The organism is Sphingomonas koreensis (assembly GCF_002797435.1).
Taxonomy (GTDB): domain Bacteria; phylum Pseudomonadota; class Alphaproteobacteria; order Sphingomonadales; family Sphingomonadaceae; genus Sphingomonas; species Sphingomonas koreensis.
This window is the reverse complement of the sequence record NZ_PGEN01000001.1, coordinates 3,335,925-3,356,627: the sequence shown is the minus strand read 5'-3', so window position 1 is coordinate 3,356,627 and position 20,703 is coordinate 3,335,925. Positions and strand designations below refer to the sequence as shown.

The 20,703-nt window shown below is 65.9% G+C and carries 24 protein-coding genes and 1 pseudogene; 9 read left to right on the top strand and 16 right to left on the bottom strand.

The genetic code is table 11. The features are described from left to right. Positions 1-65 precede the first annotated feature (65 nt). Together BDW16_RS15930 and BDW16_RS15925 are read left to right on the top strand one after the other, a co-directional pair. Positions 66-1,298, top strand: coding sequence for an alkaline phosphatase family protein (locus BDW16_RS15930; protein ID WP_066573658.1), 1,233 nt, complete (start codon positions 66-68; stop codon positions 1,296-1,298). Between the two features lie 38 nt (positions 1,299-1,336). Beyond that, positions 1,337-1,783 (top strand): MaoC family dehydratase, encoded by a 447-nt coding sequence (locus tag BDW16_RS15925; RefSeq protein ID WP_066573656.1) that lies wholly within the window; start codon positions 1,337-1,339, stop codon positions 1,781-1,783. On the opposite strand, the gene BDW16_RS21710 is transcribed toward BDW16_RS15925, so the two are convergent. The 5 genes from BDW16_RS21710 to petA form a co-directional block, all read right to left on the bottom strand. Then, positions 1,780-2,313 (bottom strand): hypothetical protein, encoded by a 534-nt coding sequence (locus BDW16_RS21710; RefSeq protein WP_237241166.1) that lies wholly within the window; start codon positions 2,311-2,313, stop codon positions 1,780-1,782. The two genes, BDW16_RS15925 and BDW16_RS21710, sit on opposite strands and share 4 nt — an antisense overlap. Before the next feature lie 71 nt (positions 2,314-2,384). Next, a complete protein-coding gene (locus tag BDW16_RS15915) occupies positions 2,385-2,918 on the bottom strand; it encodes an adenine phosphoribosyltransferase (protein WP_066573654.1) in 534 nt (177 codons plus the stop codon). Between the two features lie 74 nt (positions 2,919-2,992). After that, entirely contained in the window at positions 2,993-3,847 is an 855-nt protein-coding gene (locus BDW16_RS15910) for a cytochrome c1 (protein ID WP_066573651.1), read from the bottom strand. A 17-nt stretch (positions 3,848-3,864) separates the two neighbouring features. Next, positions 3,865-5,154 (bottom strand): cytochrome b, encoded by a 1,290-nt coding sequence (locus BDW16_RS15905; RefSeq protein ID WP_066573648.1) that lies wholly within the window; start codon positions 5,152-5,154, stop codon positions 3,865-3,867. Positions 5,155-5,168: 14 nt separating this feature from the next. Next, positions 5,169-5,741 carry a ubiquinol-cytochrome c reductase iron-sulfur subunit gene (gene petA, locus BDW16_RS15900; RefSeq protein ID WP_066573645.1) on the bottom strand — a complete coding sequence of 191 codons (573 nt, stop codon included), beginning with the start codon at positions 5,739-5,741 and terminating at the stop codon, positions 5,169-5,171. A 216-nt stretch (positions 5,742-5,957) separates the two neighbouring features. Here petA and BDW16_RS15895 point away from each other — a divergent pair, with 216 nt between their 5' ends. From BDW16_RS15895 to BDW16_RS15885, 3 genes are read left to right on the top strand one after another with little or no spacing between them, the layout of a single operon-like run. Then, positions 5,958-6,422 (top strand): tRNA (cytidine(34)-2'-O)-methyltransferase, encoded by a 465-nt coding sequence (locus BDW16_RS15895; RefSeq protein ID WP_066573640.1) that lies wholly within the window; start codon positions 5,958-5,960, stop codon positions 6,420-6,422. Between the two features lie 9 nt (positions 6,423-6,431). After that, on the top strand, positions 6,432-7,283 hold the full coding sequence (gene hemF / locus BDW16_RS15890; protein WP_066573638.1) for an oxygen-dependent coproporphyrinogen oxidase: 852 nt from the start codon (positions 6,432-6,434) through the stop codon (positions 7,281-7,283). Between the two features lie 4 nt (positions 7,284-7,287). Further along, entirely contained in the window at positions 7,288-7,887 is a 600-nt protein-coding gene (locus tag BDW16_RS15885; protein WP_066573636.1) for a GNAT family N-acetyltransferase, read from the top strand. Here BDW16_RS15885 and BDW16_RS15880 read toward each other — a convergent pair. Then, complete coding sequence (locus BDW16_RS15880) at positions 7,851-8,570, bottom strand: hypothetical protein (protein ID WP_066573634.1); 720 nt, start codon at positions 8,568-8,570, stop codon at positions 7,851-7,853. The two genes, BDW16_RS15885 and BDW16_RS15880, sit on opposite strands and share 37 nt — an antisense overlap. Continuing rightward, positions 8,570-9,391, bottom strand: a complete 822-nt coding sequence (locus BDW16_RS15875; RefSeq protein ID WP_066573632.1) for a hypothetical protein — start codon at positions 9,389-9,391, stop codon at positions 8,570-8,572. Before BDW16_RS15875 ends, BDW16_RS15880 begins: the two co-directional genes overlap by 1 nt. A gap of 130 nt (positions 9,392-9,521) precedes the next feature. Here BDW16_RS15875 and lipB point away from each other — a divergent pair, with 130 nt between their 5' ends. The 3 genes from lipB (at position 9,522) to BDW16_RS15860 (ending at position 11,397) form a co-directional block, all read left to right on the top strand. Further along, positions 9,522-10,190, top strand: coding sequence for a lipoyl(octanoyl) transferase LipB (gene lipB / locus BDW16_RS15870; RefSeq protein ID WP_066573630.1), 669 nt, complete (start codon positions 9,522-9,524; stop codon positions 10,188-10,190). A gap of 87 nt (positions 10,191-10,277) precedes the next feature. Further along, positions 10,278-10,526: a hypothetical protein gene (locus tag BDW16_RS15865; protein ID WP_066573625.1), complete on the top strand. Its 249-nt coding sequence runs from the start codon at positions 10,278-10,280 to the stop codon at positions 10,524-10,526. A gap of 196 nt (positions 10,527-10,722) precedes the next feature. Then, on the top strand, positions 10,723-11,397 hold the full coding sequence (locus BDW16_RS15860; protein ID WP_066573624.1) for a hypothetical protein: 675 nt from the start codon (positions 10,723-10,725) through the stop codon (positions 11,395-11,397). A gap of 4 nt (positions 11,398-11,401) precedes the next feature. On the opposite strand, the gene queE is transcribed toward BDW16_RS15860, so the two are convergent. The 8 genes from queE to BDW16_RS15820 form a co-directional block, all read right to left on the bottom strand. Next, entirely contained in the window at positions 11,402-12,034 is a 633-nt protein-coding gene (gene queE / locus BDW16_RS15855) for a 7-carboxy-7-deazaguanine synthase (RefSeq protein ID WP_066573623.1), read from the bottom strand. A 7-nt stretch (positions 12,035-12,041) separates the two neighbouring features. Beyond that, positions 12,042-12,731 carry a 7-cyano-7-deazaguanine synthase QueC gene (queC, locus tag BDW16_RS15850; RefSeq protein ID WP_066573622.1) on the bottom strand — a complete coding sequence of 230 codons (690 nt, stop codon included), beginning with the start codon at positions 12,729-12,731 and terminating at the stop codon, positions 12,042-12,044. Between the two features lie 55 nt (positions 12,732-12,786). Further along, positions 12,787-13,179: a hypothetical protein gene (locus BDW16_RS15845; RefSeq protein ID WP_066573620.1), complete on the bottom strand. Its 393-nt coding sequence runs from the start codon at positions 13,177-13,179 to the stop codon at positions 12,787-12,789. Positions 13,180-13,247: 68 nt separating this feature from the next. After that, entirely contained in the window at positions 13,248-14,159 is a 912-nt protein-coding gene (hslO, locus tag BDW16_RS15840) for an Hsp33 family molecular chaperone HslO (RefSeq protein WP_066573973.1), read from the bottom strand. Positions 14,160-14,283: 124 nt separating this feature from the next. Then, complete coding sequence (gene argF / locus BDW16_RS15835; protein ID WP_066573617.1) at positions 14,284-15,207, bottom strand: ornithine carbamoyltransferase; 924 nt, start codon at positions 15,205-15,207, stop codon at positions 14,284-14,286. 150 nt (positions 15,208-15,357) lie between these two features. Continuing rightward, complete coding sequence (locus tag BDW16_RS15830) at positions 15,358-16,554, bottom strand: aspartate aminotransferase family protein (RefSeq protein WP_066573614.1); 1,197 nt, start codon at positions 16,552-16,554, stop codon at positions 15,358-15,360. A gap of 179 nt (positions 16,555-16,733) precedes the next feature. After that, complete coding sequence (locus tag BDW16_RS15825; protein WP_066573610.1) at positions 16,734-17,135, bottom strand: hypothetical protein; 402 nt, start codon at positions 17,133-17,135, stop codon at positions 16,734-16,736. A 92-nt stretch (positions 17,136-17,227) separates the two neighbouring features. After that, positions 17,228-18,073 carry an ABC transporter permease gene (locus tag BDW16_RS15820; protein ID WP_066573607.1) on the bottom strand — a complete coding sequence of 282 codons (846 nt, stop codon included), beginning with the start codon at positions 18,071-18,073 and terminating at the stop codon, positions 17,228-17,230. Between the two features lie 60 nt (positions 18,074-18,133). On the opposite strand from BDW16_RS15820, the pseudogene BDW16_RS15815 reads away from it, so the two are divergent. After that, positions 18,134-18,807, top strand: a pseudogene (locus BDW16_RS15815) (GcrA family cell cycle regulator). A gap of 225 nt (positions 18,808-19,032) precedes the next feature. On the opposite strand, the gene BDW16_RS15810 reads toward BDW16_RS15815, so the two are convergent. Then, positions 19,033-20,523 (bottom strand): ComEC/Rec2 family competence protein, encoded by a 1,491-nt coding sequence (locus BDW16_RS15810; RefSeq protein WP_066573593.1) that lies wholly within the window; start codon positions 20,521-20,523, stop codon positions 19,033-19,035. Positions 20,524-20,703 lie beyond the last annotated feature (180 nt).

Below are 20,703 nucleotides of genomic sequence, written 5' to 3'. Positions count from 1 at the left end.
GGCAGGATGCCCGCCTGCGGCAACTCCGCCTTCACCTTGTCATGCGGTCCGGGTAGGCGGCTCCGATGCGCTGGTTCCGATCCACGGCCCTCGCCGCGATGGCGGCCCTGCTTCACGCCTGCACGGCGTCCTCCGTCGCGCCCGCGACCTCCCCCGGCACGGCCCGTGAGACGCGGGCGGCAGTGACGATCCTGATCGGGATCGACGGCTTCCGCGCCGACTATCTCGACCGCGGGGTGACGCCGACGCTGTCGCGGCTGGCGGCGGAAGGCGCGCACGGGGCGATGCGCCCTTCCTTCCCGGTCAAGACCTTCCCCAACTTCTACACGCTCGTCACCGGATTGCGGCCCGACCGCCACGGTATCGTCGCCAACCGGTTCGAAGACCCCGCCCGCCCCGGTCAGCGCTTCACCCAGGCCTCGTCCGAGGCCTGGTGGTGGGATCAGGCCGAGCCGATCTGGGTCGCGGCCGAGCGCGCCGGCATCCGCAGCTCGATCCTGTTCTGGCCCGGCTCCAGCGTTGCGGTGCACGGGGTTCGCCCCTCCGACTGGCGCACATTCGACATGGCGGTGACCAGCGCCGAGCGCGTCGATATCGTGCTCGACTGGCTGCGCCGTCCGGCTAGGACCCGGCCCCGTCTGGTCGGGGTCTATTTCGACACGATCGACAGCGCCGGGCACAAGCTCGGCCCTGCCGCCAGCGAACTCGACCGCCCCCTGGCCGAGATCGACGCGCAGATCGGCCGCCTCGTCCGCCAGCTTGCCTTGCTCGGCCAGCCCGCCAACCTCGTCATCGTCGCCGATCACGGCATGGGCGGATCGAGCCCCGAGCGTCGTATCCGGCTCGACCAGATGCTGCCCGACGGCCTGTACCGCGTGATCGAACAGGGTCCCTATGCCGCGATCGAACCCGCAGCGGGACGCGATGACGAACTCGCTGCGGTGCTGCTCAAGCCCCACCCGCACATGCAGTGCTGGCGCCGCAACGCGATCCCCGTCCGGCTCCACTATGGCACCAACCCGCGCACGCCCGCGTTCTTGTGCCTCCCCGAAATGGGCTGGATGATCGCCACCTCCCCGCCCGCTCCCGAAGCAAGCCGCGGCGAACATGGCTGGGACCCGCACGCCCCGGAGATGCGCGCGCTGTTCATCGCCCATGGCCCCTCGATCGCGCGGATCGGCCCCTTGCCGGCCTTCGACAATGTCGACGTCTATCCGCTGTTGCGCCGCCTCACCGGCCTCTCTCCGGCGCAGGGAATCGACGGCAACGCGGCAACGCTCGCTCGGGTCGCGCCATAGGGGTTGCATCACATCCGTTTCCGATCGAAACTGATTGCATGAAATATTTCGAGGACCTGACGGTCGGCGACAAGGCGAGCTTCGGCTCCTACGAGGTCACGCGCGAGGAAGTGCTGGCGTTCGCGGAGAAATACGATCCGCAGCCCTTCCACCTCTCCGACGAGGCGGCGGCCAGGACCCATTTCGGTCGGCTCGCGGCAAGCGGCTGGCACACCTGCGCGATGACCATGTCGATGTTCGTCGAGCATATGAAGGCCAACCCTTCCGCCAGTCTCGGCGCTGGCGGAATCGACGAGCTGCGCTGGATCAAGCCGGTCTTCCCCGGTGACACGCTCCGCTGCGAGAATGAGCTGCTTGAGAAGGAGGCGATGGAGAAGCGCCCCGAAATGGGCCGTACCCGTGCGCGCATGACCGTCTACAACCAGCATGACGAACCGGTGATGAGCTTCGTCGCCCGCGGCCTGGTCGCCCGGCGCCCTGCCTAGCGGGGCTGGCGCCGGTCCCTGCGGTTTTCGCGCCGCAATTCGCTACGGTCGCGGCGGTATTCCCGGCGATAGTCCCGCCGGTCGTCGCGCCGTTCCTCGCGGAACTGGTCGCGCGTCACCTGGCCGTCACGATAGGCTTGGCGATCCTGCCGACGATCCTGGCGGTAGGCGCGGTCGTCCTGCCGCCGGTCGCGCCCGAACTCGCGCCAATTGTCGCGTATCGCGCCGCGGTCGCCGCGCCAGCCATAGCGGCGTTGCTCCCAATAGCGGCGCTGGCCGTCGTTCCAGCGGTGGGGACGGCGATAGCGGTCGTACACATAGTAGCCGGTACCGGGGTAGTAATAGTCGCCGTACCAACCCCAATACGGGCTGCCATAGCTTCCGGCATAACCGTAATAGCCGTCGTCATAGTAGCCGCCGCTGCCATAGCCGACCGAGACGCCCGAATAGCCATAGCCGTCGGTGCAGGCGGAAAGCCCGAACGCCGCCGCACCGATCAGACCTGCGGCGAAGATACGCGGGATATGCATGGTTGCTCTCCACGGACGCGAGAGAACGTCCTTAACCGTCTGGAAACGGGGGAGAGGCCGATGCGGTTCCCTTAGTGACCGTCGAACGCGACGAGGCTGGTGACATGGATCCCCTCGGCGCGCAGGGCGTCGGCACCGCCGAGGTCAGGCAGATCGATCACGAACGCCGCCTGCGTCACCTGCGCCCCGGCCTTGCGCAGCAGGCGAACGGCGGCGCGCGCGGTGCCGCCGGTGGCGATGAGGTCGTCGATCAGCAGCACGCGCGCGCCGGGCGCAAAGGCGTCGGCATGGATCGCGATCCGGTCGGTGCCATATTCCAGCGCATAGTCTTCGGCGATGGTAGCGCCGGGCAGCTTGCCGTCCTTGCGCACCAGCAGCACCCCTGCCCCCAGCGCCAATGCCACGGGCGAAGCGAAGAGGAACCCGCGCGCCTCGATCCCCGCAACCAGATCGACCGGGCCATCCACGGCATCGATGATCGCCTCGACCGCGCGGGCGAGGCCGGCGGGATCGAGCAGCAGCGTTGTGATGTCGCGGAACTGGATTCCCGGCTTGGGGAAGTCGGGGATGGTGCGGATCAACGCGGCGAGATCGTCGGCAGGCATCGTCCTACCCTTTCAAACGAAACGGCCCGGGAATCGCTTCCCGGGCCGGTGGAGAAATCGTCAGACGGCGAAGGTCAGTCCTTCAGGTTCCGCCAGATCTGCTTCTTTGCGCCATAGGCGAGGAAGCAGAAGATCACGAGGAAGATCAGCGTCGCGAAACCAGCGGTCTTGCGCGCTTCCATCTTCGGTTCAGCGGTCCAGGTCAGGAACGCCGAAACGTCCTTCGCATAGTTGTCGAGCGTCGCCGCGGTGCCGTCCGAATAGGTCACCTGGCCGTCCTTGAGAGGCTGCGCCATCGCCAGGTTCAGCGTCGCGAAATAAGGGTTGAAGTGAAGCCCTTCAGGGGTCTTCGCCTCGGGGAAGTGCTTCAGCAGCTCCTCGCCCTTTTCGTTCTTGTAGCCCTTCTGGTCCTGGTAGCCGGTCAGCAGCGAATAGATATAGTTGCTGCCGTCGTGGCGCGCCTTGGCCATCAGCGAAAGGTCGGGCGGGATCGCGTTGTTGTTCGCGGCGCGCGCGGCGACGTCGTTGGCATAGGGCGACGGGAAGCGGTCGAAAGGCGCGCCGTCTCGGGTCGCCGGCTCGCCGGTTTCCGGGTTGATCGACGGAACCTGGAAGCCCTTGGCGATGGTCTTCACCTGACCTTCGCTATAGCCCAGCGCCTCGAGATCGCGGAACGACACCAGCCGCAGCGAGTGGCAGGCAGCGCACACTTCCTTGTACACCTGAAGCCCGCGCTGGAGCTGCCGGTTGTCGTACTTGCCGAAGAAGCCGTTGAACGAGAAGTCCACCTTCTTCGGATGCGCATGGAACTCGTGCTCCGCGGTCGCGGCCGGGGGCTCCTTGATCCAGTTGTACACCGTGTCGAAGATGCCGAGCAGAAGGGCAAAGACAAACCCGACGCCGACGATAAATCCGCCAATGCGAACCATGTTATCTCAAGCCCCTTTTATTCGGCAGCCAGCGCGGTCTGCGCAGGCGACGTGCCGCCCTTGCCGCCAAGCACCGCCTCGGTGATCGAGTTGGGCAGCGGACGCGGACGCTCCATCGCCGACACGATCGGCAGGATCACGAGGAAGTGCAGGAAGTAATAGACGGTTGCGATCTGGCCGATCAGGATCACCCCCGGCGTCGGCGATGCGCCGCCGATATAACCCAGCACGAGCACGTCGATCAGCAGCACGATCAGGAACCACTTGTACGTCGGGCGATAGTTTGCCGAACGGACCGGCGAGGTGTCGAGCCACGGCAGGAAGAACAGCAGCAGGATCGAACCGAACATCGCCAGCACGCCCCACAGCTTCGCCGGGAAGATGAAGTCGATCGTGAACGACTTCAGGATCGCGTAGAAGGGCAGGAAGTACCATTCGGGCACGATATGCGCCGGGGTCGAGAGCGGGTTGGCCGGAATGTAGTTGTCCGGGTGCCCCAGCAGGTTCGGCGCGAAGAAGATCAGCGACGCGAACACGATCAGCGCCACGCCTACGCCCACGCCGTCCTTGGCAGTGTAATAGGGGTGGAACGGGACGGTATCCTGCTCGCTCTTCACCTCGACGCCGGTCGGGTTCGACGAACCCGGAATGTGCAGCGCCCAGATGTGGAGGATGACCACACCGGCGATCACGAACGGCAGGAGATAGTGGAGCGAGAAGAAGCGGTTGAGCGCGGCATTGTCCGGCGCGAAGCCGCCGAGCAGCCACACGCGGATCGTCTCGCCCACGCCAGGGATCGCCGAGAAGAAGCCGGTGATCACCTGCGCGCCCCAGAAGCTCATCTGACCCCAGGGAAGAACATAGCCCATGAAGGCGGTGGCCATCATCAGCAGGAAGATGACGACGCCGAGCAGCCACACCATCTCGCGCGGCGCCTTGTACGACCCGTACCAGAGGCCGCGGGCGATATGGATATAGACCACCAGCAGGAACATCGACGCGCCGTTGGCGTGCGCGTAGCGGATGAACCAACCGGCATTCACGTCGCGCATGATGTGCTCGACGCTGTCGAACGCGATGCCGGCGTTCGCCGCATAGTGCATCGCGAGCACGATGCCCGAAACGATCTGGATGACCAGGAACATGCCGGCGAGTACGCCGAAGTTCCAGAAATAGTTGAGGTTGCGCGGTACCGGATAGCCGGCGCCCACCGCGTTATAGACGAAGCGCGGAAGCGGGAGCCGGTCGTCCACCCACTTCATCACCGGGTGCTTCGGCTCGTACTGCTTTGCCCAGGGAAAGCTCATGTCCTAATGCCCCCTCAGCCGACCCGGATCGCGGTGTCGGAAATGAATTCATATTCGGGAACCGCCAGGTTCGTCGGTGCGGGGCCGGTGCGGATGCGGCCGGCGGTGTCATAGGCCGAACCGTGGCACGGGCAGAAATAGCCGCCGAACGGCCCCTTGTTCTCGCCCTCGCCGGCACCCAGCGGAACGCAGCCGAGATGAGTGCAAACGCCCAGCGTCACCAGCCAGTTCTGCTTGCCTTTCTTGGTCCGCTCGGCGAGCGTCTGCGGATCGCGCAGATCGGAAACCGGCGTGGCGTTCGCCTCGTCGATTTCCTTCTGGGTCAGGTTGCGCACGAACAGCGGCTGCTTGCGGAAGGTCGCCTTGACCGACTGGCCAGGCTGGATCGCCGACACGTCGAGTTCGGTGGTCGACAGCGCGAGCACGTCGGCAGACGGGCTCATCTGGTTGATCAGCGGCAGCGCGACGACGCCAGCGCCCACACCCGCCCAGGCGACCGCACCGATCGCGAGATAGTCGCGGCGGCGAGGATCGGCCGGCGCGTCGATCGCTCCGTCCTGGGTAACAGCATCATCATGCGTTGCCATGCATCAGCCCTTGCACTTCAAAAATTCACCGAGACGCTTTGCACGACTTCGGTCACCGGATGCGGCGGAGCGCGCGAACGCTACGCCAAGCCCTCCGGCGTCCCCCGGTAGGCTGGCGGGCCTGATAGACGGCACATGCCGCATTTGCCAACCGCCTTTTTGCCCCGCGCCGCACCGACTTGCGGCTGGCCCCGCCCCTGTCCTATCGAAGCGGGCATGCGCGTGGCCCTCTTCCAGCCCGATATCGCCGGAAATGTCGGCGCCGTCCTGCGGATCGGGGCGTGCCTCGCCACGCCGATCGACTTGATCGAACCGATGGGATTCGCCTGGGACGACAAACGCGTCGCGCGCGCGGGTATGGACTATATCGGCCATGTCGCGATCACCCGCCACGCTGACTGGGACGCGTTCGAGCGGCAGGCAAAGGGCCGAATCGTGCTGCTGACCACCAGGGGCGCGACGCCGCTGCACGATTTCGCGTTCGAGGACGACGACATCCTGCTGTTCGGCAGCGAGAGTGCCGGGGTGCCCGAGCAAGTTCATGCTCGCGCCGACGCACGCGTGGTGATTCCGATGGCCGCCGGGCTTCGCTCGATGAACCTTTCGGTCTCGGTCGGCATCGTGCTGGCCGAGGGGCTGAGACAAACTGCCCACTGGCCCTCCCCTACAGCGATCGGCTAGGGGCCGCCCATGCTGACCCTCGACACCCAACAAGCCAACGCCCGCGCCTGGTTCGAAGAATTGCGCGACCGCATCTGTGCCGAGTTCGAGGCGATCGAGCGCGAGGCCGGATCGGACGCGGTGTTCGAATACATGCCCTGGGATCGCGCAGATCCCTCCGGCGAGCCCGGTGGCGGCGGTGTGCGCGGCCTGATGAAGGGCCGCGTATTCGAAAAGGTAGGCGTCAACGTTTCGACCGTCGGCGGCACCTTCGAAGGCGAGTTCGGCAAGACCATCCACGGCGCTGGCGAGGACCCACGCTTCTTCGCCACCGGCATCAGCTTGGTCGCGCATATGGCCAACCCGCATGTCCCGGCGGTACATATGAACACGCGCTTCCTGTGCACGACCAAGCGCTGGTTCGGCGGCGGCGCCGACCTCAATCCGCCGATTCCCTATGAGGCCGACACCGCGGACTTCCATGCCGCGATGCAGGCCGCTTGCGACGCGCACGACCCGGAGCATTATCCGCGCTTCAAGGCATGGGCCGACGACTATTTCTACATCCCCCATCGCAAGGTGCATCGCGGCGTCGGCGGGATCTTCTATGATCATCTCGACAGCGAAGGCGATACATGGGCCGCGAACTTCGCCTTTACCCAGGATGTCGGCCGGGCGTTTCTCAAGACCTTCCCGGAAATCGTGCGTAGGCGGATGGCGACGCCCTTCACCGAAGCCGACAAGGCGCAGCAGCTCGAATGGCGCGGCCGCTATGCCGAGTTCAACCTCGTCTATGATCGCGGCACGCTGTTCGGGCTCAAGACCGGCGGCAATATCGATGCGATCCTGATGAGCCTGCCGCCGCTGGCGACGTGGTCGTGACGCGGTGGGGCTGATCCCGATAAAACCGGGCGAGGTGGCGACGATCGTCACCAGCCTGGAGATGCGCGAGCGGCCCCGCCCCCGGCCGCTCCCCGAATCGCCGCTGCGGCTGGTGAAATGGGAGAAGCCCTCGCCCGAGAAGTACCGCGCCCTGTTCCGCCGCATCGGCGAGCCGTGGCTGTGGTTCTCACGCCTGATCATGGACGACGCCCGGCTGACCGGAATCATCCATGATTCCGGAGTCGAGATCTTCGCCGTCGCCGATCCCCGCGGGATCGAGATCGGTCTGCTCGAGCTCGACTATCGCGAGAAGGAGACCTGCGAACTCTCGTTCGTCGGGTTGGTGCCCGAACTGGCGGGGCAAGGCCATGGCCGCTGGCTGATGGCGCACGCGCTGATGCGGGCATGGCGGCCAGACGTGACACGCGTCTGGGTGCACACCTGCACGCTCGACCATCCCAAGGCGCTTGGCTTTTACCGCGCCTCAGGGTTCGTCCCGTTCGCGCGCGCGGTCGAGACCTTTCCCGACCCGCGCCTGTCAGGTCATTTGCCACGCGAGGCGGCGCCTCACATCCCGTTGCTGGATCCCGCCAGCCGGCGATAGACCGCGATCTGCAGGAGCGTGGTCGCCAGCGTCACCGCGCCGCCTGCCAGCGCCGCGATCAGCCCGCTCGCGGCGATTGCGACGATTCCCGCCTCGGGCCCGCGCGCCGAACTTGCCAGCATCGCGACGAGTTGAGCGGGCAGCGACAACAGGATCGCGGCGGTGAACAGCATCCAGCCATAGCCTTGCGTCAGAGCAAAACCGCGCGCCAGCGCCGCAAACGGATCGGCCCGCCGCTCGGCGACCATAGCGGCCCCCGCGACGAAGGCGCGTCCCATCACGTAAAAGCCCGGAAGCAGGAACAGCATCAGCCCGCCCCAGGTGAGGATCGCGACGAACACTGCCAGCACCACGAACATCGGGAACAGCGGCAACGCCGAGCGCATCGCTCCGGCCAGGGTCGGCCGCTCCGGATCGAGGCAGAGGACGAACAGGCTCGCCACGCCGAAGAGTTCGGCGACGCGCTGAATTGCGATCCAGTGCAGATTGTCGGTGATATAGCCGATCAGCGCCTGCCCCGCGAGACGCTCGCCCTCCGCCGGCGGCGTAGGGACCGGCATGAAAAGCATCATCGCCAGCGCCGGCAGTACGAAGAAGAACGCGCTGAGCGCGATCAGCAGTTCGCGATCCGCACGCCAGATCGCAGCCGCGTCGGCGAAAATGGCTCCGAATGACAGGCGCATTATGCCGGAACGGGCTCTTTGGCAGCGCGCAGCGCAAGGTAGAGTTTTGCAGTGAAGGCGGTGCCGAGGACGGTGAAGGCGGTCGAGACCGCGCCGCCGACGATTCCGGTCAGCACCATGGCGATCGACAGCCCGTCCTCACCCCGGCCGGCAACCAGCGTGATGATCGCGCCGAAGGCGGTCGTCGCAGCGAGATAGGCGATCCATGCCACGATCGCATAGAGGATCAGCACGCCGACGATCCGGAGCGCCGACCCGCGGGTTAGCGCCCAGCTGCGCGGCACCGCTCCGAACATCGTATTCTCACCCACGATCACCGGCGCGACCAGCAGCAGACGCGCGCCCAGCCAGACCGCCACCGGGATCAGCACCAGGAAATAGAACAGCAGCCACGGCGCAGCGGCAGCCGGTATCTGCGGCATCGTACCCGCAGCCCCGCTACTCAGATCGGCTCCGCTCGCCGCCAGAATGATACCGGCTGGGATGGCGAGCAGAAACAGCGCCAGGAACAGCACGACCGTCACGGCCAGCGCGGCGGGCAGTCGTCGCGTCGCGGCGCGCGCAGCACCGCGGCCAATCGCGGGATCGAGCGCCAGCGCGGTGATCGCCAACTGGCCCCAGAAGGTTACGATAGCCAGCAGCAGCGAAGCCAAGCCCAGCCCCGCGGCGAGACCGGGCGCAGCCCCCTGCTGCAACCCCGACAAGCTGCCGCTGATCGCCGACGGCACGAAGATCGCACCGAGCGCGAGGGGGAGCAACCGTCCCAGATTGTCGCTCAGAAACTCCGCCGTCCGATCCCAGACGGTACCCATGCTGACCATATCACACCCCTTGTCGCGAACCGTTAGCCGATCGGACCGGCGCACGCCACTAGGCTTGGCGCGGCCCCGCTGAAACGGCACCGCTGCTTCAGACATTGCGAAGCGGCGCGCGGCGGGCCATCTGCGCGCGATGGAGACGAAGAACGGTATCGAATGGCGGGTGGCTGACCATCGCGTGCCCTACCCCGAAGCGCTGGCCGAAATGGAAACGCGCGTCGCCGAGATCCAGAACGGCCAGGCGGGCGAGTTGATCTGGCTGCTCGAACATCCGCCGGTCTATACCGCGGGCACCAGCGCCGACCCGGCCGAACTGATCGACCCGCGCTTCCCCGTCTTCGCCACCGGACGCGGCGGGCGCTACACCTATCACGGGCCGGGCCAGCGCATCGGCTATGCGATGCTCGATCTCAGCCGCCGCAACAAGGACGTGCGCTGCTATGTCCATGCGCTCGAGGGCTGGGTGATCGCGGCATTGGGAGCGTTGGGGATCAACGCCTTCCGCGCCGAGGGACGGATCGGCATCTGGACGCGCGACGGCGGCAGCGAAGCGAAGATCGGCGCGATCGGCGTGCGCGTCCGGCGATGGGTGACGATGCACGGCTTCGCGGTCAACCTGAACCCGGACCTCGACGACTTCAACGGGATCGTGCCGTGCGGCCTGCCCGAATTCCCGGTGATCAGCGCCGCCGCGCTGGGCAAGGATATCTCCCCTGCAACCTTTGACGCCGCATTGGCGTTTGCGTTCCCGGCCTTTCTCGATGCGGTGGGCGGTACGTGCGCCGCCGAGAAGCAGGGTTGAGAGGACAGGCCGTAGCGGTTAATGTCCACCGCGATCCGGGGAATGACGGCAATGCCGACCCCGATCCATTTCTAGGGAGCCTCATAAATGCGCGCAATTTTCACCAAGGCTGTTGCCGGTTCGATGATCGCCAGCGCAGCGCTGCTGCTGTCGGCCTGCGGCGAGAAGACCGAGACCACCGCTGACAACACCGCGGTCATGGACGTGAACGCGACCGACCCGGTGCTCGACGGCACCGTCAGCGACAACATGACCATGGTCGATGGCGCCACCGGCAACGACACGGGCATGGCGAACGACACCATGGGCAACATGGCCATGGGCAACGGCATGTAAGTTCGCTCCGGCGAATTTTCAGTCGCGGGGCCGTTCGGGAGACCGGACGGCCCTTTCGATTCAAGTCGTTGCAATTCTGCGAGTTCTTGCGCAACCGCAATGATCGCCGCGCGCTCGACGGCCAAAAATCGCTTGGGCACAGGGTAAAAAATCCGTAACCCGGGACATCTTTCGTATCGCGTTCAAGAGGGTCAGGATGCTCGTTTCGCGTTTGCTATGCGCGGCCACCGCGGCGGCGGCATTGTCCGGTGCGGCGCCCGCATCGGCCCAATTCTATTTCAAGGGTCCCGACATCGCCGGTCCGCGTGTCACGGGTGAGGAGCCGGGCATCCTCGCCCAGCAGCTGCCGGGCGCGACGCCGGTCGAACTGCGCGCCGCGATGGTGTGGAACCTGCGCGCTGCGCTCAACGTCGCAGCGCTCCAGTGCCAGTTCGCCAAGACCCTGCTGACGCTGCCCAACTACAACACGATCCTCAAGGACCATTCCGCCGAGCTCAACAGCTCTTATGCGACACTGACCAAATATTTCATGCGCACGAACAAGACCGCCAAGGCCGGGCAGATGGCGCTCGATCAATATGGCACCCGGGTCTACTCCAGCTTCTCGGCGGTCCATGCCCAGCTCACCTTCTGCGCCGCGGCTGACGATGTCTCCCATCAGGTCGTCTTCACGCCGCGCGGGCAGGTCGGCGAAGTGGCGGCGCTGCGCCTGCGCGAACTGCGCAACAGCCTCACCAAATGGGGCGAGCAGCAGTTCCCGGGAATCTACTACGCCCATATCCCCGTCTCGGCGCAGATTCCGATGTTCGGCAACGAGAAATGCTGGCGCAAGAACGTCTACACGCCATCGCGTTGCCTGCCGAAGCGCTGATGCGCTAGCGCAGCCCCAAACTCTTGTGCGCCTGCAACGTCAGGCGCCATTTGGGCCGCTCGAGCGCGAAATCGACCGCCGCCTGGACATTTGCGGCGCCGTTCGCGTCGTCCATCGGCTGGACGAGGAAATGGGCGAAATCCCAGGTTTCCAACGCTGCGACATCGGTGCCCGCCTGCGGCCATACCAGCTTGAGCTCGTCGCCGCTGCGCTGGACGACCTCGCTTCCGGCCTTGGGGCTGATGCACACCCAATCGATGCCCGGATGGACGGGCAAGGTGCCGTTGCTCTCGATCGCAATGCGGAAGCCTTGCGCGTGCAGCGCAGCGACCAGCGCGTCGTCGATCTGAAGCATCGGCTCGCCGCCGGTGAGCACGACGAAGCGGCGCTCGATACCCGGCCCCCAGAAGCCCTGGACCGCGACGGCGAGCGCATCGGCATCGGCGAACTTGCCCCCACCCAGCCCATCGGTCCCGACGAAATCGGTGTCGCAGAATTTGCACACTGCCGCCGCGCGGTCCTGCTCACGACCCGACCAGAGATTGCATCCGGCAAAGCGCACGAACACCGCGCGCGCGCCCGCATTTACCCCCTCACCCTGCAGGGTGAGGAACATTTCCTTGACCGCGTAGCTCATCGCCCGCCTATCCGGCCGTTTCAGCGTAGCGCGTGGGATCGGGTACGCCCGCTTCTTCAAACCCCTTGGACCGCAGCCGGCAGCTGTCGCACAGTCCGCAGTGCAGCCCGCCGGGTGCGGGATCGTAGCACGACCAGCTGAGGCCGAGATCGAGGCCAAGGCGCATGCCTTCCTGGACGATGTCCGCCTTGCTCATGAACTGAAGCGGGGCGCGGATGCGGAACGGGGCCCCCTCTACCCCCGCCTTGGTCGCGAGCTCGGCAAGCTTCTCGAACCCCTCGATGAACTCGGGGCGGCAGTCGGGATAGCCCGAATAGTCGAGCGCGTTGACGCCGATATAGAGGTCGCGGGCGCCCGCCGCCTCGGCCCATCCGAGCGCAAGGCTGAGGAAGATGGTGTTGCGCGCAGGCACATAGGTGACGGGGATATCCTCACCCACCCCGTCCTTCGGCACGTCGATATCCGCAGTCAGCGCCGATCCGCCGAATTGCGACAGATCGAGCGGGAGCACTACGTGACGCTCGGCACCCAGCGCCTGCGCGATACGGCGCGCGGCGGCGAGTTCTACATGGTGACGCTGATTATAATCGACCGAAAGCGCGAGCAGGCGATAGCCGTCCGCGCGGGCACGCGCAGCGGAAACGAATGAGTCGAGGCCGCCCGACACAAGGGCGACGGCAATTTGGCTGTCGGTCATCGTCTTCGGCTACCGGCTTTGCCGCAGCGCGGCAAGGCCGCGGCAGAAACCGGGGTCAGCGGCAGGCACCGGTGCGGCGGCCTTCATATTCTTCGGTGAAGGGCAGGCCACGGCTGATTCCCTGTGTTTCGATCCGGACCAGGCGCGGCGTTTCCACCGTGATGCGCGTGTCGGTCTTGCCCGTCGGGCAGCTGAAGGTGATGCGCCCGCCGTTCGCGCCGTTCTCGACGACGAAATTGGTGCAGCCGGCCGACCTGTCTTTCAGCTGGAGCAGTACGCGCGGATCGGTGACACAGATCGCACGCGTGCTTCCGTCGGAGGCGCGCAACGTCCACTCACCGCGCTCGATCTGGGAGAGCGCAGAGAGGGTGCCGGACTGGGCCAGCGCATAGCCGCCGCCCCCGATCGAGAGGACAAGGGCGGTAGCAATGAAGGCGATTCTGCTCATTTCACCGCTCCAATAACACGATTCGGCTTTCAGTCGGCTGACAATTAGACCGCCAATTACGGCTGCAGTCAGGCGGCACTGACCGAGATCGGGAATTTCTGGGCGCAGAAGGCGCAATCGACGGTGATCACGCCATCCTCGGCCATCTCCGCACGGTCCTCCGGACTGAACTTGGCCAGCACCGATTCGATATAGGCGGCGTCGCACCGGCAGCCGCGAACAAGATCGACGCCGCCCTGCACGCGAACTTCCTCTTCCTCGTTGAACAGGCGCCAGACGAGATTCTCGAGCGAGATCGACGCGTCAGCCAACTCGTCGGCGCCCATGGTCGATCCCAATGCCTCGACATGCTCCCACTCGGCATGCCCCTCGCGTGCGTGCAGCCGTTCGCCCCCCTCCTCGCCTTCGGGAAGATGCTGGAGGAACAGGCCGCCCGCGATGCACTTGCCCTGCGCGTCATGGCCGACGCCGAGCCGCACCAGCGTCGGGATCTGTTCGGACTGGTCGAAATAATTCTCCGCCGCCTCGGCCAGCGATCCGCCGTCGAGCGGAACGATACCCTGATAGCGCTCGCCGGTCGCCGCCTGGTCGAAGGTGACCGCCAGATAGCCCTGATTGAACAGCGCGAAGAGCGACGGGTTCTCACCCAGTTCCGCCAGCCGCGTTTCGTCGAACTGCACATAGCCGCGCAGTTCGCCACCCTTATAGTCGCACACCAGCAGGCGGATGATCCCGCCGCCCCGATCCGCCGGCGTCTGGGCTTGAAGCGTGAGCTGCCCGCCCGAATTCTTGAGCGTCGAGCCAAGCAAGGCGGTCAGCGTCAGCGCTTCGGCCAGCACGCGTTCGATCGGTGCGGGATAGCCATGCGCCGACAGGATCCGGTCGAGCACCGGGCCCAGCCGCGCGACACGCCCACGCGCATGGCGCGCCGGCAGCGTGAAGTTGATCGTCCGATCGAGATCGGTGGCGGGGGTCGTCATCGTCGTATCTCCACCATTCATGCCTGACCCGAGACCGTTGCCGATCCCGGGTCAGGAAGCGAATGGATTGTCAGGTTTCGCCGAATATGGGGAGCCGAAGCCCCGCTTCAACTCGCCGCCGATATCACCCGATCTGGCCGAAGCACCAGCGCAGCACCGCTTTCTGGGCGTGAAGGCGATTCTCCGCCTCCGGCCAGATCAGCGACTGAGGGCCATCGATCACCGCGTCGGTCACTTCCTCGCCGCGATGCGCGGGCAGGCAATGGAGGAATTTCGCGTCGGGGCTGGCCTGAGCCATCAGCGCTTCGGTCACCTGATAGGGCGCGAGCGCGGCGAGCTTCACGTCCGCATGCGCCTGACCCATCGAGATCCAGGTGTCGGTAACGACGACATCGGCACCCGCGACCGCCTCGACCGGATCGTTGACGGTCCGCGCGCGGCCCTTGCCCAGTGCCATCGCCTCTTCAGGCAGCGCGAAGCTCTGCGGACATGCAGCGACAACGTCGAAATGCATCAACCCCGCTGCCTCGACGATCGAGGCAAGGACGTTGTTGCCGTCGCCGAGCCACGCGACCTTGAGGCCGGGCAGCGCCTTGCCGCTCTCCAGGATCGTCTGAAGATCGGCCATGATCTGGCAGGGGTGGCTGTCGTCGGTCAGGCCGTTGATGACCGGGACGGTGGCGTATTGCGCCATCTCAAGCAGCTTGGCGTGGTCGTCGGTGCGTACCATGATCGCGTCGCAATAGCCCGACAGGACGCGTGCGGTGTCCGCCACCGTCTCGCCGCGGCCGAGCTGGCTGGTCGCGGCGTCGAGCACCACCGCGCTGCCGCCGAGCTGGCGGATCGCCATCTCGAAGCTGACGCGGGTGCGGGTCGAATTCTTCTCGAACACCATGGCGAGCGTGCGCCCGGCAAGCGGCGCATCGGCATCGACCGCCCCCTTGGGCTGGCCGGCACGGGCACGCTTGCGGTCGATCGCATCGGCCAGCATTGCCGCGATGCCATCGGCGCCCGCGTCGGAAAGCGACAGGAAGTTACGATAGGTCATGAGAAAATCCTCCCCGGCACGGGGAGGGGGACCGTCGGCGAAGCCGGGGGTGGAGTGAACCCTCCACCCGGGGCATCGCTTGGGGCCGGATCCCCTCCACCATGCCTGCGGCATGGTCCCCCCTCCCCGTTCCGGGGAGGAATGGGTCGATCAATCGTCAGCGGGCGGCACGTAGCTGCGCGCGCCTGCGCTCAGCTTCTCGATGCACTCGGCGATATGGCTTTCCTCGATCACCAGCGGCGGGAGGACGCGGAACACGTTCTCGCCCGCAGCGACCGTCAGCAGCCCGTGATTTTCGCGCAGATGCGCCACGAAGTCGCGGCTCACCGCCGGCTCCTTGAGCTTGATGCCCAGCATCAGCCCCTTGCCGCGGATCTCGTCGAACAGGTGATCATGGTTGGGGATCAGCTGCTCGAACCCGGCGCGCAGGCGCTCGCCCATCTTCTCGACATGTTCGAAGAAGCCGGGCTCGAGCATCACGTCGAGCACCGCCTGTCCTGCCGCCATGGCGAGCGGGTTGCCGCCATAGGTCGAGCCGTGGGTGCCAAAGGTCATGCCCTTGGCCGCTTCCTCGGTCGCGAGGCAGGCACCGAGCGGGAAGCCGTTTCCGATCCCCTTCGCCGCGGTCAAGATATCGGGCGTGATGCCGTAATGCTCATAGGCCCACATCTTGCCGGTGCGGCCATAGCCGCACTGGATCTCGTCGAGGATCAACAACAGGCCATGCTCGTCGCACGCCTTGCGCAGGCCCTGAATGAACTCGACCGTGCCGGCGGTCATGCCGCCCTCGCCCTGCACCGTCTCGACCAGGAACCCTGCGGTCTCGTCGTCGATCTTGGCGATCGCGCCTTCGAGATCGTTGAACTTCACATAGTCGAAGCCCGGCAGCAGCGGCTCGAAACCGTCGCGCATCTTCGGCTGGTCGGTCGCGCTGATCGCGCCGATCGAACGGCCATGGAAGGCGTTCTTGAAGGTGATCAGCTTGTGCCGCTGCGGGTTGCCGTTGACATAGTGATAGCGGCGCGCGGTCTTGATCGCGCACTCGATCGCCTCCACGCCCGAATTGGTGAAGAACACCGTATCGGCGAAGCTGTTGTCGACGATGCGCTGCGCCAGCGCCTCACCCTGTGGACTTCCGTAGAGGTTGGAGACGTGCATCAGCGTCGCCGCCTGCTCGGCGATCGCCTTGGTGAACTGCGGATGGCCATGGCCCAGCGCATTCACCGCGATGCCCGCGGCGAAGTCCAGATAGCGCTCCCCTCGCTCCCCGATCAGGTAGCAGCCCTCGCCTCGCACCGGACGCACTTCACACCGCGGGTAGACGGGCATGAGTGGGGTGATCGACATTGACTGCTCCTCCTTGAACTGGCGCTTCGAAAAGCTGGGTTGGGCTCCGGAAACAACAAAGGCGGCCCAACCGGACCGCCCGGAGCGGGGATTTACGAGCGGAAGGGGGGCGGGGTCAACACCTCGCGAGCGCGGCACGGGCCAGCCCGCCCGCACCGCACCTTGTCAACCGAACCTTGTCAGTCGTCCCAGCGATCCTCGCGCCGATCATCATCCCAGCGGTCGCGGTAGCGGTCATCGCGCCGCTCCGCGCGCAGTCGGTAAATCAAGCGGTTGGCGCGATCGTTGATCTGCTCCCGCTCCCAGCGTGAATAGCCGTCGCGACGGAAACGCGCTTCGAGGTGATAGATCTGGCGCAATTCGTTGCGATAATGATTAGCCTCGCCGCGCGACAGGCTCCCGCGCCGGATCGCGCGATCGAGCATCCACGATGCACGGCGCAGCGAATCGCTGCGGTCGCCGCGATCCCATTCGCCATAGCCGCCGCGGCGGTCGCGATCGTCGTCCCAATCCTGTGCCGCCGCCGGCAATGCCGCCATCGACACGCCTGCCAGTGCCAGTCCGATCATCAGTTTACGCATACGCATCGCCTCCTCAGTCGATGGAGACGGCGTAATTGCGCACGCAGAACGAAAGGCTGAACGCAGCTGACAGCGCGCGTTCAGCCTAGCGCTCAACTCCGCGTTTTCCATCCCGAGCGCAACAACGCGTAACAGGCAAGCCCGAGCAGCATGTTCAGCCCCAGAATCACCGCGCTGCCCAATACGATCGGCGAATCGGCGACGCCGAGAAAGCCGTAGCGAAAGCCCGAGATGATGTAGAAGAACGGGTTGGCGTGGCTGATCGCCTGGAACGTCGGCGCAAGCTTATCGACCGAGTAGAACGTGCCCGACAGCAGCGCGAGCGGCGCGACGACGAAGTTGGTGACCGCCGCGGCGTGATCGAACTTCTCCGCCCAGATCGACGTCATCACGCCGAGCAGTGCCAGGAACAGCGATCCGAGGAAGCCGAACCACAGGATCGCCCAGACATGATGTGGCGCGACCGACACGCCCGGCCATAGCGCCATCGCCAGCCACACCGTCGCCCCGACGCAGAAGGCGCGGGTAACGGCACCCGCACAGAGTGCCGCGAGCAGTTCGCCGGTCGATAGCGGCGGCATCAGATAATCGACGATCGTTCCCTGGATCTTGCCGACGAGCAGCGAGAAGCTGGCATTGGCGAAAGCGTTCTGGAGCATGCCCATCACGATCAGGCCGGGCGCGATGAAATCGGCGAAGTGAATCGACTTGCCGTCGAGCACCACCGTACGTCCGCCGCCGCCCAACGCGACCGTGAAGACGACCAGGAATAGCAGCGTCGTGACCGCCGGCGCCCAGATGGTCTGGAGCTGCACCTTGAAGAAACGGCGCACCTCCTTCACATATAGCGTCCAAAGCCCTCCCCAGTTGACGTTGCGAATCACCGGAACGCCGGGGGCGGCGATAGTTGTTTCTTGCACGCGGGGTTGTTCGGCCATGGTTAGGCCGGGTAATGGCTCCCGCTTCCCCCCGCAACGGGGTTGATGAAGGACGTTTGAATGAGCTGGACCGACGAACGGATCGAGACGCTGCGCAAGATGTGGGATAGCGGCTTGACCGCGACCCAGATCGCCGAGGAACTGGGCGGGGTCAGCCGCAATGCCGTGATCGGCAAGGCGCACCGCCTTGGCCTCGCCTCGCGCCCGTCGCCCGTGAAGCCCAATGCGACCGAGGCTAAGGCCGCAGCCGCGCCTGCGCCCGAGGCCGCCCCCGCGCCCCGGCCGGCCCCGCACCCAAGCCGGCGCCCGCTCCCGCGCCCGAGCCGCGCGAGGCCGAACCGGCGACGGCGGCTGCCGCACCTGTAACGCCCGCTGCGCCTCGACCCGCGGCCGACGGGCCGGTGCTGCGTTCGGTTGGTCCCGGTGGCTTCATCCGCCAGAATCCGGGCGAACAGGCACCACCCAGCGCTCCCGCCCCGCCGCGCCGCCTGGTTCCCGCCAAGCCGAGCAAGGAGATCGAGGGAAAGACCAGCCTGCTCGATCTCAACGACAAGATCTGCAAATGGCCGCTCGGCCATCCGGGCGAGCCGGACTTTCATTTCTGCGGCGACAAGGTGAACCCGGGCTTCCCCTATTGCGTCGCGCATTGCGGCCACGCCTATCAGGCACAGCTGCCGCGCCGCGATCGCCGTCCGCCGCCGCCCATGCCCTATGGCGGTCCGCGCGTGCGTTGAACGGCGAACGGTTTACCGCCCGCTACATACGGTTTGCCGCTCAACAGGATATGACTGATGGAAAGGCCGGGTGATCGCGCGGCCTTTCTTCTCTCGCATTTCCCCGCACCTGCTCCAGCTCGGAGTGGTTGTGGCAAGCCTGCTCGGCATCTCCTTCGCTCCGGTCACGCAGGGATCGATGCGACGTGTCAGTTCGTGACCAGGATCAGCGCCGCCTGAGCGCTGCTAGCTCGCCTTGGGCGCACTCACCGACACCGGGCGCGGCGCGAAGGCGATGTCGCCATTCGTCGAGACCGCGAAGCGATAGGCTTCGTTGGTTCCGCGTTCGCCCGAATGGGTGAAGGCGAGCACGCGCTCGCCATCGGTGCGGACATGGACGATGCCGTAATTGGTCCGCTCGAACCCGAAATAGACCGGCTTTTCCTGGGCCCCCGGCTCGAGATCGCGCGACAGGCCGCGCATCGCGAAGAACGCCGCCAGCTCGGTGCAAAAGATCACGGCGGGCGTGGTGCGCGACGCCTTGCCCAGCGCGGCCATCAGCGTGGCGCGCGGGTGGATATGCTCCTTCGCAGCACTCTCGTCGCCCGAGGAGATCATCGACACGACCGCGCCGACTTCCTTCAGAAACTCCATGTCGAAATCCGCAGCGCCATGGTGCGGGGTCTTCAGGATTTCCGATCGCAGCGCCGCACCAGGCAGCGCAGCACGCATCCGCGCCATCGATTCCTGGTTCATGTCGCCGGTGAACATGAAACGGACATTGCCGTAGCGCAGGCGGAAGGTGATCGAATGGCCGTTGATCGTGTGGCTTTCCGACCAGCCGCCCTTGCCCGGCGGCGGGAAGGTGCCGAGCATCATGTCGGCATCGTTGGGCGGACTGCGCAGGAACCGAAGCCCCGGCCCGGCCGGTGTCGGCTCGCTGATCGGGCCGAGCAACTCGACCGTAACCCCATCCTCGTGCAGGAAATCGAACGCGTCGGTGCTGAGATGATCGACCCGGCGGCGGACCATCGGCGCACCGGTCAGCGCCTTGGTCCGCGCGTCCCAGGTCGCGAGCGCGTCCACCCAGGATTTGAAATGCTTGTTGCGCTCGGGCTCGGGAACGTCGGCGGGATCATCGACCAGGCCGGTCACAAAGGGCACCCCGTCCATCTCCGTCGTCGCACCCAGCATCTCGACGTCCTTGCGCGCCTTGCCGTCAGGCCTCTTCCCCGGCCGCTTGACCATGCCGTTATGATAGTAGCGCAAAGGAGCGATGAAGAGCCGCTGCCGCGCGTCGATCCCATCGTCGGTCTCGGTCCCCTGCAGGATATTGAGCCCTTCGAAATGATCGGCATCGCCATGCGTGACGAGCAGCAGATCGACCTTGAGCGGATCGGCTGCGGTAGTTCCCCGGAAACGGAAGGCGGCATGGCGCGCGAACAGCTTGTTGTCGCCGCCGTCGATGAGGATCGTCTTGCGCCCCGGCGTCTCCAGGATCAGCCCGTCGCCCTGCTGCACATCGATCATGGAGAGTCGAAGCAACGCAGTATCGCGGAACCTGGCCGAGGGCCTTACCATCCCCTCCCGCCGCACCTTGCCGCCATGCTCCAGTGCCTTGATGCGATGCCCGGTGGCGCTGGTCGAAACCAGCTCGACCTCATCGCCCCAGTAGAGATGCCAGATGCTGCCGTCGTCGCAGCGCATGTCGACAAAGTCATCGTCAAGAAACGGCATTGCGCTTCCCCCGCGATCCGTGACGAGAAGGCTAGCGCAAAACGATGACAGGCGCGCGGCGAAACCGTCCGAGGCGGCGCTTCAACAAATGGCGCCGGTCCGGCCGTCAGACAAATAGAAGCACGAACGAAAACGGCCGGCGGATCGCTCCGCCGGCCGTCGCCCTCGCTCACGAGCGAA

Excerpts from the sequence above, each read along its gene's own strand:
- BDW16_RS15910 (WP_066573651.1), bottom strand. The coding sequence starts at position 3,847 with ATGGTTCGCATTGGCGGATTTATCGTCGGCGTCGGGTTTGTCTTTGCC.
- BDW16_RS15830 (WP_066573614.1), bottom strand. The coding sequence starts at position 16,554 with ATGTCGATCACCCCACTCATGCCCGTCTACCCGCGGTGTGAAGTGCGT.
- argF (WP_066573617.1), bottom strand. The coding sequence starts at position 15,207 with ATGACCTATCGTAACTTCCTGTCGCTTTCCGACGCGGGCGCCGATGGC.
- BDW16_RS15880 (WP_066573634.1), bottom strand. The coding sequence starts at position 8,570 with ATGCGCCTGTCATTCGGAGCCATTTTCGCCGACGCGGCTGCGATCTGG.
- BDW16_RS15820 (WP_066573607.1), bottom strand. The coding sequence starts at position 18,073 with ATGGCCGAACAACCCCGCGTGCAAGAAACAACTATCGCCGCCCCCGGC.
- petA (WP_066573645.1), bottom strand. The coding sequence starts at position 5,741 with ATGGCAACGCATGATGATGCTGTTACCCAGGACGGAGCGATCGACGCG.
- BDW16_RS15905 (WP_066573648.1), bottom strand. The coding sequence starts at position 5,154 with ATGAGCTTTCCCTGGGCAAAGCAGTACGAGCCGAAGCACCCGGTGATG.
- hemF (WP_066573638.1), top strand. The coding sequence starts at position 6,432 with ATGCTGACCCTCGACACCCAACAAGCCAACGCCCGCGCCTGGTTCGAA.
- BDW16_RS15860 (WP_066573624.1), top strand. The coding sequence starts at position 10,723 with ATGCTCGTTTCGCGTTTGCTATGCGCGGCCACCGCGGCGGCGGCATTG.
- BDW16_RS15895 (WP_066573640.1), top strand. The coding sequence starts at position 5,958 with ATGCGCGTGGCCCTCTTCCAGCCCGATATCGCCGGAAATGTCGGCGCC.
- queC (WP_066573622.1), bottom strand. The coding sequence starts at position 12,731 with ATGACCGACAGCCAAATTGCCGTCGCCCTTGTGTCGGGCGGCCTCGAC.
- BDW16_RS15810 (WP_066573593.1), bottom strand. The coding sequence starts at position 20,523 with ATGCCGTTTCTTGACGATGACTTTGTCGACATGCGCTGCGACGACGGC.
- BDW16_RS15865 (WP_066573625.1), top strand. The coding sequence starts at position 10,278 with ATGCGCGCAATTTTCACCAAGGCTGTTGCCGGTTCGATGATCGCCAGC.
- BDW16_RS15925 (WP_066573656.1), top strand. The coding sequence starts at position 1,337 with ATGAAATATTTCGAGGACCTGACGGTCGGCGACAAGGCGAGCTTCGGC.
- BDW16_RS15930 (WP_066573658.1), top strand. The coding sequence starts at position 66 with ATGCGCTGGTTCCGATCCACGGCCCTCGCCGCGATGGCGGCCCTGCTT.
- lipB (WP_066573630.1), top strand. The coding sequence starts at position 9,522 with ATGGAGACGAAGAACGGTATCGAATGGCGGGTGGCTGACCATCGCGTG.
- BDW16_RS15825 (WP_066573610.1), bottom strand. The coding sequence starts at position 17,135 with ATGCGTAAACTGATGATCGGACTGGCACTGGCAGGCGTGTCGATGGCG.
- queE (WP_066573623.1), bottom strand. The coding sequence starts at position 12,034 with ATGAGCTACGCGGTCAAGGAAATGTTCCTCACCCTGCAGGGTGAGGGG.
- BDW16_RS15915 (WP_066573654.1), bottom strand. The coding sequence starts at position 2,918 with ATGCCTGCCGACGATCTCGCCGCGTTGATCCGCACCATCCCCGACTTC.
- hslO (WP_066573973.1), bottom strand. The coding sequence starts at position 14,159 with ATGACGACCCCCGCCACCGATCTCGATCGGACGATCAACTTCACGCTG.
- BDW16_RS15845 (WP_066573620.1), bottom strand. The coding sequence starts at position 13,179 with ATGAGCAGAATCGCCTTCATTGCTACCGCCCTTGTCCTCTCGATCGGG.
- BDW16_RS15875 (WP_066573632.1), bottom strand. The coding sequence starts at position 9,391 with ATGGTCAGCATGGGTACCGTCTGGGATCGGACGGCGGAGTTTCTGAGC.
- BDW16_RS21710 (WP_237241166.1), bottom strand. The coding sequence starts at position 2,313 with ATGCATATCCCGCGTATCTTCGCCGCAGGTCTGATCGGTGCGGCGGCG.